The 13,210-nt window shown below is 69.6% G+C and carries 13 protein-coding genes; 3 read left to right on the forward strand and 10 right to left on the reverse strand.

Going from position 1 to position 13,210, the window contains the following annotated elements; translation table 11 throughout:
• Positions 1–11: 11 nt before the first annotated feature.
• Positions 12–1,079: an alpha/beta hydrolase gene (locus tag ACSU1G_RS09830; RefSeq protein ID WP_439279738.1), complete on the forward strand. Its 1,068-nt coding sequence runs from the start codon at positions 12–14 to the stop codon at positions 1,077–1,079.
• Here the strand turns inward: ACSU1G_RS09830 and ACSU1G_RS09835 are convergent.
• The 10 genes from ACSU1G_RS09835 to hrcA all read right to left on the reverse strand — a co-directional run bounded on the left by ACSU1G_RS09835 (position 1,034) and on the right by hrcA (position 11,644).
• Positions 1,034–1,864 carry an isoprenyl transferase gene (locus ACSU1G_RS09835; RefSeq protein WP_439279739.1) on the reverse strand — a complete coding sequence of 277 codons (831 nt, stop codon included), beginning with the start codon at positions 1,862–1,864 and terminating at the stop codon, positions 1,034–1,036. The genes ACSU1G_RS09830 and ACSU1G_RS09835 overlap by 46 nt on opposite strands.
• 17 nt (positions 1,865–1,881) lie before the next feature.
• Entirely contained in the window at positions 1,882–2,685 is an 804-nt protein-coding gene (recO, locus tag ACSU1G_RS09840; protein WP_439279740.1) for a DNA repair protein RecO, read from the reverse strand.
• On the reverse strand, positions 2,685–4,481 hold the full coding sequence (gene leuA / locus ACSU1G_RS09845) for a 2-isopropylmalate synthase (RefSeq protein ID WP_439279741.1): 1,797 nt from the start codon (positions 4,479–4,481) through the stop codon (positions 2,685–2,687). The genes recO and leuA overlap by 1 nt, the downstream gene beginning before the upstream one ends.
• A gap of 288 nt (positions 4,482–4,769) precedes the next feature.
• Positions 4,770–5,735, reverse strand: coding sequence for a GTPase Era (gene era, locus ACSU1G_RS09850; RefSeq protein WP_439279742.1), 966 nt, complete (start codon positions 5,733–5,735; stop codon positions 4,770–4,772).
• Positions 5,732–7,114 carry a hemolysin family protein gene (locus tag ACSU1G_RS09855; RefSeq protein WP_439279743.1) on the reverse strand — a complete coding sequence of 461 codons (1,383 nt, stop codon included), beginning with the start codon at positions 7,112–7,114 and terminating at the stop codon, positions 5,732–5,734. Before ACSU1G_RS09855 ends, era begins: the two co-directional genes overlap by 4 nt.
• Positions 7,114–7,587: an rRNA maturation RNase YbeY gene (gene ybeY, locus ACSU1G_RS09860; protein WP_439279744.1), complete on the reverse strand. Its 474-nt coding sequence runs from the start codon at positions 7,585–7,587 to the stop codon at positions 7,114–7,116. The genes ACSU1G_RS09855 and ybeY overlap by 1 nt, the downstream gene beginning before the upstream one ends.
• The gene (locus ACSU1G_RS09865; protein WP_439279953.1) at positions 7,577–8,494 is read right to left on the reverse strand and encodes a PhoH family protein; all 918 of its coding nucleotides are present in this window, start codon (positions 8,492–8,494) and stop codon (positions 7,577–7,579) included. The genes ybeY and ACSU1G_RS09865 overlap by 11 nt, the downstream gene beginning before the upstream one ends.
• A 106-nt stretch (positions 8,495–8,600) precedes the next feature.
• Positions 8,601–9,386, reverse strand: coding sequence for a 16S rRNA (uracil(1498)-N(3))-methyltransferase (locus ACSU1G_RS09870; RefSeq protein ID WP_439279745.1), 786 nt, complete (start codon positions 9,384–9,386; stop codon positions 8,601–8,603).
• An 8-nt stretch (positions 9,387–9,394) separates the two neighbouring features.
• Positions 9,395–10,540 (reverse strand): molecular chaperone DnaJ, encoded by a 1,146-nt coding sequence (dnaJ, locus tag ACSU1G_RS09875; RefSeq protein ID WP_439279746.1) that lies wholly within the window; start codon positions 10,538–10,540, stop codon positions 9,395–9,397.
• Between the two features lie 84 nt (positions 10,541–10,624).
• A complete protein-coding gene (gene hrcA, locus ACSU1G_RS09880; protein ID WP_439279747.1) occupies positions 10,625–11,644 on the reverse strand; it encodes a heat-inducible transcriptional repressor HrcA in 1,020 nt (339 codons plus the stop codon).
• 149 nt (positions 11,645–11,793) lie between these two features.
• Here hrcA and ACSU1G_RS09885 point away from each other — a divergent pair, with 149 nt between their 5' ends.
• Both ACSU1G_RS09885 and ACSU1G_RS09890 read left to right on the forward strand, forming a co-directional pair.
• Entirely contained in the window at positions 11,794–12,669 is an 876-nt protein-coding gene (locus ACSU1G_RS09885) for a DUF3097 family protein (RefSeq protein ID WP_439279748.1), read from the forward strand.
• Between the two features lie 95 nt (positions 12,670–12,764).
• Complete coding sequence (locus ACSU1G_RS09890; RefSeq protein WP_439279749.1) at positions 12,765–13,196, forward strand: DUF4870 domain-containing protein; 432 nt, start codon at positions 12,765–12,767, stop codon at positions 13,194–13,196.
• The last annotated feature ends 14 nt before the right edge of the window (positions 13,197–13,210 follow it).

Here is a 13,210-nt window from a genome sequence, read left to right on the forward strand (position 1 = left end):
ATGACGTTCCTATGGACACCCCCTTCTCCCCCGCCGAGGGACCTGTTCCCGGTGCGCTGCTGGCCGATTCCCCTCCCGGGGTGTGGGTCCCGGACATCCTGCCGGGCTTCGAGCGCCAGACCATCCCGCTGGAGGTGGATGAGGAGGGGCCCAACGCCGCGACCCTGATCCGGATGGCACCCGGGGACCGCACCGTCCAGACCCACGGCGACGGGCCGGCGTCGGGCATCCCGGTGTTGTATGTCCACGGCTGGTCCGACTACTTCTACAACGCGCCGCTGGCGCGCCTCTTCGCCGAGCGCGGCTATGCCTTCCACGCCCTGGACCTGCGCAAGTACGGCCGCTCGCTGCGCCCGGGCCAGACCCCGGGCTGGGCAGAGAGCCTCGAGGTCTATGACGACGAGATCGGCCGGGCCCTGCGCATCATCGCGCGGGACCACCCGCGTCGGCCGGTGCTGATGGGACATTCCACCGGCGGACTGACCCTGGCCCTGTGGGCCGACCGGCACCCCGGCCGGGCGAGGGCCCTCGTGCTGAACAGCCCGTGGCTGGAGATGCAGGGCTCCGCCCTGGTCCGCCACATGGCCTCGGCGGTGCTGGACCCGGTGGTGCGGCTGCAGCCCAAGAACTTCCTCAAACTGCCGCGGGTGGACCACTACTGGAGGACGGTCTCCGCGGCGGCGGACGGAGACTGGGACCTGCACCCGCTGTGGCGTCCGCAGTATGCCTTCGAGGTGCCCGGCGGCTGGCTGAAGGCCGTGATGGCCGGCCATGCCAGGGTGGCGGCCGGGCTCGGACTCACCGAGCCGGTCTACGTGATGCTCTCGGACCGCACGGTGTTCGCCCCGTCCTGGCGGCAGGACATGACCGCTGCGGACATCGTGCTGGACGTGGAGATCCTGGCCCAGCGATCCACCCGGCTGAGCCGGCACGTCACGGTGGTCCGCCATACCGGGGCGCTGCATGACGTGATGGCCTCACCGCAGTCCATCCGGAGGCAGGCGGCCCACGAGATGTTCCGGTGGATGGGCACCTATGCCGTGCCGGAAGGTCCCGACCCGGCTGGCGAACCGGCCTGATCCACTGCGCCACCGTACCGGCGGTCGCGGCGCGCATAGACCTCCACGGCATCCCAGAGGGTGGTGCGGTCCACGTCCGGCCACAGGGTGTCCAGGAAGACGAGTTCGGCGTAGGCCGACTGCCAGAGCAGGAAGTTGGACAGCCGTTGCTCCCCGGAGGTCCGCAGGAACAGGTCGACGTCCGGCACGTCCGGTTCATCCAGGTGGCGGGTGATGGTCTCCTCCCGGATGCCGGAGGACCTCAACCGTCCCGCCTCGACCTCGCGGGCGATGGCCTGCACCGCATCCGTGATCTCGGCCCGGGAGCCGTAGTTGACGCACATGGTCAGGTGGCAGCGGGTGTTGTCCCGGGTCTGTTCCTCGGCGGCCTCGAGTTCTTTGATGACGGAGGTCCACAGCCGGGGACGCCGGCCGTTCCAGCGGATGCGGACGCCCCAGGAGTCCAGGGTGTCCCGCTGCCGGCGCAACACGTCACGGGAGAAGCCCATCAGGAAGCGGACCTCGTCCGGGGAACGTTTCCAGTTCTCGGTGGAGAACGCGTAGACGCTGACGTACTCGATGCCCAGCTGCACGGCGCCGGCCATCACGTCCAGCAGGGCCGCCTCCCCGGCCCGGTGGCCCTCCGTGCGGGGCAGCCCCCGCTGATTGGCCCACCGGCCGTTCCCGTCCATCACGATGGCCACATGGCGGGGGATGAACCGCTGCGGGATCCGCGGCGGCTGGACCCCCGAGGGATGCGGGTACGGATCGACGTGACCGGCGCTGGGAGCGGGACGGGAGGGCATGCGGCGGGTCCTCGGGTTCAGGGATGCTGGCGGGCGGACGGGTGACTGCTCTGGTCCATCACGGCCAGGGACTTCAGACGGCGTTCCAGGTGGAACTGGAGGTACCCCGCCACAATACCGGCCGCCTCCCGGCGGGAGGCCTCCTCTGAGGCCTCCGCCGTGTCCCACTGCCCCGAGACCAGGGCGGCGAGCAGGGTGACGGTGCCCGGGGCCGGGGTGGCGGATCCGGGGGGACGGCAGTCATCGCAGACGCTGCCGCCCAGGGTGACGTTGACGGAGCGGTGGGGCCCCGGCGCGCCGCACCGGGCGCAGTCGGTGAAGCTCGCGGCCCAGCCGGCGGTGGCTAGGGAGCGCAGCAGATAGGAGTCCAGCAGCAGTCGGGGCGCGCGGACCCCCCGGGCGAGGGCGGCCAGGGCGCCGTGCAGCAGCCGGTACTGGCTGCCGGCCTCCACGCCGCCGCCGTGTTCACCGATCTCCGCCGCGGTGAGCCGCTCCGCGGTCTCCACCATGGCGGAGGCGGCGGCATAGGCGTCATAGTCCTGGGCGATCCGTTGACCGTACGGGCTCACGGATTCAGCCTGGGTGATGATGTCCAGGTTCCGGCCGTGGACCAGTTGCAGCCGGGAGAGCATGAAGGGCTCCAGGGTGGCCCCGAATTTGGAGCTCGTCCGGCGCACCCCCTTGGCCACGGCCCGGATCTGGCCGTGGCCGGGGGTCAGCAGCACGATGATACGGTCCGCCTCACCCAGCGTGTAGGTGCGCAGGACCAGGGCGTCCGTGCGGTAGCTGTTCGCCGCGTAGCCGGCCCCGCGCCGGGCCATCAGGCCTGCGGAACCGAACCCCGGGCCGGGGACTGGAGAGCCAGTGCCAACTCCTCATCGTCCCGCAGCGCGCGGTTCACGGCGGACACCACGGCCTTCAGCGACGCCATGGTGGTGTTGTAGTCGAGCCCCGCGCCCCAGAGGACGCGGTCACCCACGGCGCACTCCACGTAGGCGGCGGCCATGGCCGAACCGCCCTCGGACAGCGCATGCTCGGAGTAGTCCAGCACGCGGATGTCCAGGCCTTCGTCACCGAAGATCTTGACCAAGGCCGCGATCGGGCCGTTGGCGGTGACGGTGCGCACGCGCTTGACCCCGTCCACGTCCGCCTCAGCGGTCATGGTGAAGCTGCCGTCCTCGGCGGTGTGCGAGCTGACGTCGCCCAGGCGGTAGCGGCCCCACCGGGCGCTGTCATCGGCCGAGTCCTCGGCCGGCAGGTACTCATCCCGGAAGACGTCCCACAGCTGGTCCCCGGTCACCTCGCCACCCTGGGAGTCGGCCATGGTCTGGATGACGTGGGAGAACTCGATCTGGGCGCGGCGCGGCAGGTCCAGGTTGTGCTCGGCCTTGAGCAGGTAGGCCACCCCGCCCTTGCCGGACTGGGAGTTGACACGGATGACGGCCTCGTAGGACCGGCCGATGTCCTGCGGGTCGATGGGCAGGTAGGGCACGGCCCAAGGGATGCCGTCCCGGTCCGTGCCGGCGGCCGCGGCGTCCACGTCCATCGCCTCGAGGCCTTTCTTGATGGCGTCCTGATGCGAGCCGGAGAAGGCGGTGAAGACGAGGTCGCCGCCGTAGGGGACACGCTCGGCGACCTGCAGCTGGTTGCAGTACTCCACGGTGCGGCGGATCCCGTCCATGTCCGAGAAGTCGATCATCGGATCGACGCCCTGGCTGTACAGGTTCATCCCCAAGGTCACGAGGTCCACGTTGCCGGTCCGCTCGCCGTTGCCGAACAGGCAGCCTTCGATCCGGTCCGCGCCGGCCATGTACCCCAGCTCGGCCGCCGCCACCCCGGTCCCGCGGTCGTTGTGGGGGTGCAGGGAGAGGATGATGCCGTCCCGGTTCTCCAGGTTGCGGTGCATCCACTCGATCGAGTCGGCGTAGACGTTGGGCGTGGCCATCTCCACGGTGGCCGGCAGGTTGAGGATCATCTGGCGGTCCGTGGAGGCCTCCAGGATCTCCCCCACCGCGTTGGAGATGCGGGCGGCGAACTCCAGCTCGGTGCCCGTGTAGGACTCCGGCGAGTACTGGTACACGATCTCCGTGCCCGTCAGCTGTTCCTCGTACTTCCGGCAGAGCCGGGCCCCGGAGGTGGCGATGTCCACGATCCCGTCCATGTCCTCCCGGAACACGACCCGGCGCTGGAGCACCGAGGTGGAGTTGTACAGGTGCACGATGGCCCGGTGGCACCCCTCGAGGGATTCATAGGTCCGCTCGATGAGGTGCTCCCGGGACTGGGTCAGCACCTGGATGGTGACGTCCTCCGGGATGCGGTCCTGCTCGATGAGCTGGCGCACGAAATCGAAGTCGGTCTGCGAGGCCGACGGGAAACCGACCTCGATCTCCTTGTAACCCATGTTCACGAGCAGTTCGAACATCCGCATCTTGCGGTCCGGGCCCATGGGGTCGATGAGGGCCTGGTTGCCGTCCCTCAGGTCCACCGCACACCAGCGGGGCGCCTGCGTGATGACCTGGTCCGGCCAGGTGCGGTCCGGGAGACTGACCTCGATCTGGTCCTGGAACGGGAGGTACTTGTGGAACTTCATCCCGGAGGTCTTCTGGAAATTGCGCATGGGGCTGGACGCCTGCCTTTCGTGAAACCCGGTTCGTGCACCGGGGTGGTCTGGCTTCGGGGCCGTGGGGCTTACTCCGCAACGGGGTTCCGGCCCAGCCAAGGTGCGAAGACCCTGGTGCGTCAGCGCGTGGCGGGTGCCACGACCGACGGCTCAGCCCCGTTGCGGCGCTGTAGTAGCAGCCCTTCAACGGTGTCCGGGGAGATCCCGGTGAGGTCCAGTCGGTCGAACATGGAGCCAGCCTAACACCGGATCGGACGGGCGATCAGAACCGCCGCCGCCGGAACCTCAGAACCCCAGACGGCCGAGCTGCTTGGGATCGCGTTGCCATTCCTTGGCCACCTTCACCCTCAGATCCAGGTAGACGGGGGTGCCCAGCAGCTTCTCGATGGAGGTCCGCGCCGTCGAGCCGATGGCCTTGAGCCGGGAGCCGCCCTTGCCGATGATGATGGCCTTCTGGCTGTCCCGTTCCACGAAGACGTTGGCGTAGACATCCAGCAGCGGCTTGTCCTCGGGGCGTCCCTCGCGCGGGTTCATCTCCTCGACCACCACGGCCACGGAGTGCGGCAGCTCATCCCGCACGCCCTCCAGTGCGGCCTCGCGGATCAGCTCGCCGACCATGGTCATCTCGGGCTCGTCCGTCAGTTCGCCGTCCGGGTACAGCGGCGGTGACAGGGGTAGTCGTTCGGCCAGCACGGTGGCGACGTCCTCGACCTGGTGCCCCTTCACGGCGGAGACCGGCACGACGGCGGCGAATCCCGTTCCGCCGTTCTCCGGCCCGAGCACCTCGTCACCCAGGGCGGTGACGGCGACCAGCTGCTGGGCGATCGCGTCCGGCTTCACCTTGTCCGTCTTGGTCACCAGGGCGATCACGGGCTTGCGGTTCAGCAGCGCCAGCTGGGCGGCGATGTAGCGGTCGCCCGGCCCGATCTTCTCGTCCGCAGGGATGCAGAAGCCCACGGCGTCCACCTGGCCGAGGGTCTCGTTCACGAGGTCGTTCAGCCGCTGACCGAGCAGCGTCCGGGGGCGGTGCAGGCCGGGGGTGTCCACGAGGACCAATTGGAAGTCCTGCCGGTGCACGATCCCCCGGATGGTGTGCCGGGTGGTCTGCGGTTTGGAGGAGGTGATGGCGACCTTCTCCCCCACCAGCGCATTGGTCAGGGTGGACTTGCCGGCGTTGGGGCGGCCCACCAAGGAGACGAAGCCGGCACGGAACCCCTCGGGGACGGCAGTGGGATCAAGCAGGGACGTCATGGTCGGCTCTCCTGGGACTGGTTCTGATGCGCCGTCTGATGCGCCGTCTGGTGTTCGGAAGGGGGTGCTGATGGTGCGTCGGTGCCGGGACGACGCCGACGGTGGCCGGTCGCCGCCGAGGGGACCCGCACCACCAGCCGGGCCACGCGGTTGCGCCGGCCCTGGAGGGACTCGGCGGTCAACTCGATGCCCTGGACGGACACGTGCGAGCCCTGGATCGGAACGCGGCCCAGTGTCTTGGCCAGCAGCCCACCGACGGTGTCCACATCGTCCTCGTCGTCCAGGTCCATGCCGAAGGTCTCGGCGAAGTCGTCGATGCTCATGCGAGCGTCCACGGTGAAGGTACCGTCCCCGAGCAGCTCCACCTCGGGCCGGTCCTGGCGGTCGTACTCGTCCGAGATCTCCCCGACGATCTCCTCGATCAGGTCCTCGAGGGTCACGAGCCCCGCGGTGCCGCCGTACTCGTCCACCACGATCGCGATGTGCGTGGACTCTCGCTGGAGTTCCTGCAGCAGCACGGACACGGTCTTGGACTCGGGCACGAACCGCACGTCCCGGGCCACGTGGTCCACGGGGCTGGCCGGATCGGCGGCGCCGTCACCCAGCCCGCGGTGCAGGGCGTAGGCCACGTCCTTGAGGTACACCATGCCGAAGACCTCATCGGAGCTGTCCCCGATCAGGGGGATGCGCGAGCAACCCGAACGCAGGAAGAGGTTCATCGCGTCCTCCAGCGTGGTCCCCGTCTCCACGGTCACCACGTCGGTGCGGGGCACCATGACGGCGCGTACCAGGGTGTCCCCCATGTCGAAGACGGACTGGATGAGCTCGGCCTCCGCGTCCTCCAGGACGTCGGCGTCGTGCGCCCGGGAGACGAACTCGCGGAAATGCCGCTCCTCGATCTCGGCGGCCTCCTCCTCCTCGTCCTCGGAGCGGGGGCCGGGGGCCGCCACGCGGGCGGGCAGCGGCCCGAGGACTGCGGTGAGGAACCGGACGAGCCCCGCGGTGCGCTGGGCCGCGGCCACGTCATGCCGCGCTCCGACGCGACGGGGGGACAGCACCGTCAGCAACAGGGCCAACAGCACCATGAGCACCGCCGAGACACCGGCGGTGATCCACAGGTCCCGGATCAGTGAACCCACGAACAGGGTTCCGGCCACGGCCGCCGTGGTCTCGGCGAAGAGGCGCCAGAAGCGCAGCGCGTGCAGGTGTTCGGGCAACCGCGCCATGACCGTCAGGATCGGGCTGCGTGGGTGGCGCATCGCGATGCCCTCGGCCTCCTTGCGGGAGAGGTAGCCGAGGGAGGTCTCGGCCAGGCCCAGGGTCCAGGCGAGGAAGAGCAGGACGGCCAGGAGGGCCGCCAGGATCAGGGAGGTCACCATCAGTCCTCGGTGGGGTCCGGGGCGTCCCGGCCGAGGAACCCACTGAGGAGCCGGTGCTGCAGCGCGAACATCTCGGTCTTCTCCTCATCCTCCTCGTGGTCGAATCCGAGGAGGTGCAACAGCCCATGGGTGAGCAGCAGGAGGACCTCGTCCTGGGCGGAGTGTCCGCCGCGGGCGGCCTGGGCGGCGGCCACCTGGGGGCAGATCACGATATCGCCGAGCAGCCCCTCCGGACTCGGTGCGTCCGCGGTGCCGGGCCGCAGCTCGTCCATGGGGAAGCTCATGACGTCCGTGGCGTCCGGCAGGTCCATCCATTCCTCATGGAGCTCGGCCATGGCGGCCTCGTCCACGCAGATCACGGAGAGCTCCGCCCCCGGGTGGACGTGCAGGTCCGCCAGGACGGCCCGGGTCAGCGCGAGCATCGCCTCCTCGTCCACCGTCAGTCCGGACTCATTGACGACCTCAACGGTCATGGGGACCCTCCTCGTAGGCGTCCACGATCCGACTCACCAGGCGGTGGCGGACCACGTCCACGGATTGCAGCCGGACGACGGCGATGTCGTCGAGCCCTTCGAGGACCGACACGGCCTGGGCCAGTCCCGAGGCCGTGCCCCGCGGCAGGTCCACCTGGCTCGTGTCCCCCGTGACCACCATGTGGGAGCCGAAACCCAGACGCGTCAGGAACATCTTCATCTGCTCCCCCGTGGTGTTCTGCGCCTCGTCCAGGATGATGAACGCGTCATTGAGCGTACGGCCGCGCATATAGGCCAGCGGGGCCACCTCGATGGTCGCGTCAGCCATCAGCCGGGGGATGGACTCGGGTTCGACCATGTCATGCAGGGCGTCATACAACGGACGCAGATACGGATCGATCTTCTCGCTCAGCGAGCCAGGCAGGTAGCCCAGCCGCTCCCCCGCCTCCACGGCGGGACGGGTGAGGATGATCCGGTTGATCTCCTTGGCCTGCAGGGACTGCACGGCCTTCGCCATGGCCAGGTAGGTCTTTCCGGTGCCGGCCGGTCCGAGGCCGAAGGTGATGGTGTTCTCATCGATGCTCTGCACGTACTGCTGCTGGTTGAGCGTCTTCGGCCGGATCTTGCGGCCGCGGCTGGAGAGGATCGAGGCGGAGAGCAGGCCGGAGGCGCCGGCGTCGGAGCCGCCGCGGACCAGGCTGGTGACCTGTTCGATCACCTCGGGTGTGACGGTGGTGCCGCGCCGCGCGAGGGCGTGCAGGTCCTCGATGACCTGCCGTGCCTGGTTCACCTCCCGGTCCGGGCCTTCCACGTCCAGGTCCTCTCCTCGCACGGAGACGGTCAGTTCGGGGTACAGGCCGTCCAGGACCCGCAACAGCAGGTCCTGCGGTCCGAGGGTCCGCACCATGGTCTCCGCTGAGGCGAAGGTGATGGTGATCTGGTCACGTTCCGTGGGAAGACTCAAGGGAGGTGCTTCAGCTCCTGCGCTGGTGGGTGGTGATGTCACAGTCAGTCTACGTCCGCGGCCCGAACCGGCCCAGCAGATGCTGGAGGACGGCGACGGCGGCCGGTCCGGCCGTGGAGGACCGCAGGACATTGCGGCCCAACAGCACCAGGCGACCACCGGATCCGGTCAGGGCCTCGACCTCGGCGGGGCTGATCCCGCCCTCGGGCCCCACCACGAGCACGATCCTCTCGGGCGGCGCCGAGCCCTCCGTCACCTCGCCCAGCACCTCACCGACCACCTCACCCAGGGACTCCGTCGCGTCCTCGTGCAGGACGAGCACCAGTGTGCCGGGGCCGCAGACCGAGGCGACCGCGACGCCGTCGAGCATCTTCTGGGTGCGCGGCACCCGGGTGCGGCGCGCCTGTTTGGCGGCCGAGAGCAGGGCCGCGTCCCACTTGGCCACGGCCTTGGCGGCCTTCTCGCCCTTCCAGCGGACGATGGACCGCTCGGCCTGCCAGGGGTGGACGGCGTCGAGGCCGAGCTCCGTGGCGGTCTGGACCGCCAGCAGGTCCCGATCACCCTTCGCCAATGCCTGGACCAGCACGAGCTCCGGGGTGGGGAACGGCTCATCCGTGACGGACTCGGCGGACACCTCGAGGTGGTCGGCGGCGGCGGACAGCACGGAACCGCTCACGCGCCGACCCGAGCCGTCCGCCACATCCACCCGCTCCCCCGGCGCCAGGCGCATGACCTGGGCGGCGTGGCGGGCCTCGGCGCCGGTGAGCACGGTAGTGTCCCCGATCCTGATCGGGGCCAGCGCACCGTGCTCGGCGTAGAAGAGCGGGTTGCTCATGGTTCAGCTCACAGGTTCTTGAAGTTGTCCCGGAACTTGGAGAACAGTCCGCGGTGCTCCGTGGTCCCGTGGACCACGTCCTCACCGCGGAGGACGGCCAACTGCTCGAGCAGGGCCTTCTGTTCATCGTCCAGCTTGGTGGGTGTCTCGACCCGGAGCGTGACCTTCAGATCGCCGCGGCCGGAGCCGCGCAGCCGTCCCACACCGAGGTCCTTGAGGGTCTGGACCTCGCCGGACTGGGTGCCGGCCTTGACCGGGACCTCCTGCTCACCGTCGAAGGTGTCCAGGGTGAGGGTGGTGCCAAGGGCGGCGGCGGCCATCGGCACGCTCATGGTGGCCAGCAGGTGGTCACCGTCGCGGACGAAGACCTCGTGCTGGCGCACCTCGATCTCCACGTAGAGATCGGCGTTGGGTCCACCGCCGGGGCCGGCCTCGCCACGGCCGGCGAGCTGGATCCGGGTGCCGGTGGCCACACCGGCGGGGATCTTGATGGTCAACGAGGTGCGCTGGCGGATGCGCCCCTGCCCGGAGCACTCGCGGCACGGGTCCGGGATGACGGTGCCGAACCCCTGGCAGGCGGAACAGGTCTCGGCGGCCATGACCGTGCCCAGGATGGAGCGGACCGGCCGGCGGATGGCGCCCTGACCGTTGCAGATCGTGCACGTCTCCGGGTGGGTGCCGGGCTGGCAGCAGGTGCCGTCACACGTGGGGCAGACCACGGCGGTGTCCACCTCGAGCGTCTTGTCCGTGCCGAAGACGGCGTCCTGCAGATCGAGCTTGGCCATGATCAGGGCGTCCTGGCCACGGCGGGCGCGGCTGGTGGGGCCGCCCCCCATGCCACCGCCCATACCGCCGGATCCGCCACCGCCGAAGAACGTCTCGAAGATGTCCTGGAAGCCGCCGAAGTCACCGCCGCCGAATCCACCACCCATGCCGCCGGTGCCGTTCTCATGGCCGGTGGCGTCATAGTTGCGGCGCTTCTCCGGATCCGAGAGGACCTCGTAGGCGCGCGTCACGTTCTTGAACTGGTCGGAGGCCTCCGGCGCGGGGTTCACGTCAGGGTGGAGCTTGCGCGCCTGCTTGCGGTAGGCGCGCTTGATCTCCTCGGCGGAGGCGTCTCGGCCCACGCCGAGGACCTCGTAATGGTCAGCCACGGTCTGCGGTGTTCCTTCCGGTGGTGAATGGTGTGAAGAAAGTCTCTGGTGCTGCTGGTCTCACTGCTGTCCTGACGGACGGTGTCACGGCTGCTGGGACAGGATCCGGGACAGGTACCGGGCCACCGCCCTGACGGCGGTCATGGTTCCCGGATAGTCCATCCGGGTGGGTCCCACCACGCCGAGCTTGGCCCCGGCCCCCGGACCGTACACCGCCGCGATGACGGAGGCCTCGGCCAGGGACCCCGAGTTCTCGGATCCGATCCGCACGCTGAGGCCACGCACATCCTGCTCCATCTCGGTCAACAGGCGCAACAGGACGACCTGTTCCTCCAGCGCCTCGAGGATGGGTCCGATCGAGAGCGGGAAGTCTCCGGTGGACCGGGCCAGGTTGGCGGTGCCCGACATGATGATGCGGTCTTCCCGGCGGGCCGCGAACACCTGGTCCAGGTGGGCGGCGAACCCGAGGGCCAGGGCCCGGTCCTCCGCCGGAACCTCGGCCATCGCCAGCCGCAGACCGTCCGCCGCCTGGGCCGGCGTGAGGCCGTCCAGGTAGCGGAGGAAGAGCTGCTTGAGCGCCGCCACGGAGGTCTCTGGTGCCTCCGCCTCCAGGTGGAAGGCCCGCTGGTCCACCTGCCCGGAGGACAGGATCACCACCACCAGGGCGCGGTTCGGGGCCAGGGAGACGAACTCGAGGTGACGGATCGTGGAGGAGTCCACGTGCGGGTACTGCAGCACGGCCACCTGATTGGTCAGCTGTGCGAGCGCACGGACCGTGCGGGCCATCATCTCGTTGAAGTCACCGGTGGCGTCCAACAGGGTCTGCACCGCCCGCCGCTCCGCGGCGGACAGCGGTTTGACCTCGGAGATCTGGTCCACGAAGAGGCGGTATCCCTTGTCCGTGGGGATCCGGCCCGAGGAGGTGTGCGGGGCCACGATCAGCCCCTCCTCCTCCAGCGCCGCCATGTCATTGCGCACGGTCGCGGAGGACACCCCCAGGTGATGGCGGTCCACGAGCGCCTTGGAACCGACCGGCTCACGGGAGGACACATAGTCCTCCACGATGGCCTGCAGTACCTGCATGCGACGTGGTTGTTCGCTCATCGGTTCCTCCTGTCCGTCCTTAGCACTCGGCACATTCAAGTGCCAAGTCTAGTACCTGTGTCCAATCGGGGCGTCCCCTCGAGCGAGCCGCTCCCCCGGAACATCCGGCCCACTTGCTAGCGTCGGTCCGTCAGTGGAATGGAGTAACCGTGGAATGGAACAGCTGGGGCCCAGGCGCCCTCGATGGCGGGTTTCGCCCTGCCGCCCGCACCGTGACCAAGGTTCCGGCGAACACGGGCACCGTCCTGGAGGACACCGGGACCGGATTCACTGGCGCCGTGCTGCGGGTGGAGAAGTCCGGCGGCGTCCACCTGGTCGTGCTGGAGGACCGCAGGGGACGCACCAAGTCCTTCCCCCTCGGCTTCGGGTTCCTCGTGGACGGCGAGCCGGTGGAACTCCTGCCCCCGGCCCCCCACCCGGGTGCCGCGGGTACCTCGCCGAGGAAGGCCCTGCGGACGGCGTCGGGCTCACTCCGCGTGGAGAATGCCCGGGCGCGCACGGCCCGGGCCTCCCGCATCTGGGTCGAAGGCCTGCATGACGCCGAACTGGTGGAGAAGGTCTGGGGCGAGGACCTCAGGCTGGAGGGCATCGTGGTGGAACCCCTGCACGGGGTGGACGACCTCGCCGGTGCCATCACCGAGTTCTCCCCCGGGCCGCAGCGCCGTCTGGGCATCCTGGTGGACCACCTCGTCTCCGGGTCCAAGGAGGAGCGGATCGCGGCCGAGGCCATGAGGGTGCCCGGGGCCCGCGGCAACGTCCTGATCGTCGGCCATCCCTATGTGGACGTCTGGCAGGTCATCAAACCGGCCGTCCTGGGGATCGGTGCCTGGCCCGTGGTGCCCAAGGGCCAGGACTGGAAGACGGGCATCCTCGCCGGGCTCGGCTGGCCACACCGCACCAAGGAGGACGTCGGCCTGGGCTGGAAACGGCTGCTGGCACAGGTGCGCACCTACGCGGATCTCGAACCCTCCCTGTTGGGGCGGGTGGAGGAGGTCATCGACTTCCTCACCGCCACCGGGGACTGAACCCGCCCCCGCCCCCTGACCTGCCGTGCACGGAATTCCGGGGCCACGGCGGTACACTGGCGACCGAACGACTCCCGATCGGAAAGGCCCAGGCCGTGTCTCAGCAGCAGCCCGGCGGACCCCACCGCCCGCGTCCCCACGCCGCGCCCCGGCGCGACCAGCAGCTGCAGGGTTCCCCCGACCAGGCCGAGCCACTGACCCCCGCCGAGGACCGCCAGTGGGCCACCCTCGGGCACTTCGGCGGCTTCCTCGGGTGCATCCCCTCGCTCGTGATCTACCTCGTCTTCCGCCACCGCGGCCCCTTCACGGCCCAGGAGGCCAAGGAGGCGCTGAACTTCACGCTGCCACCCACCGTGCTGGCGATCGTGGCGAACCTGCTGGCCCTCATCCCGGTCGTCGGCGGCATCTTCGGGATCGTCGCCATGCTGCTGTGGCTGTTCATGACGGTCTCCGGTGTGGCCGCCGGCATCCAGTGCAACAAGGGCCGGCCGTACCGCTACCCGCTGAACCTGCGCCTGATCCGGTAGTCCGGGAGCGGGCG

This window comes from Microbacterium sp. A93 (assembly GCF_051842835.1).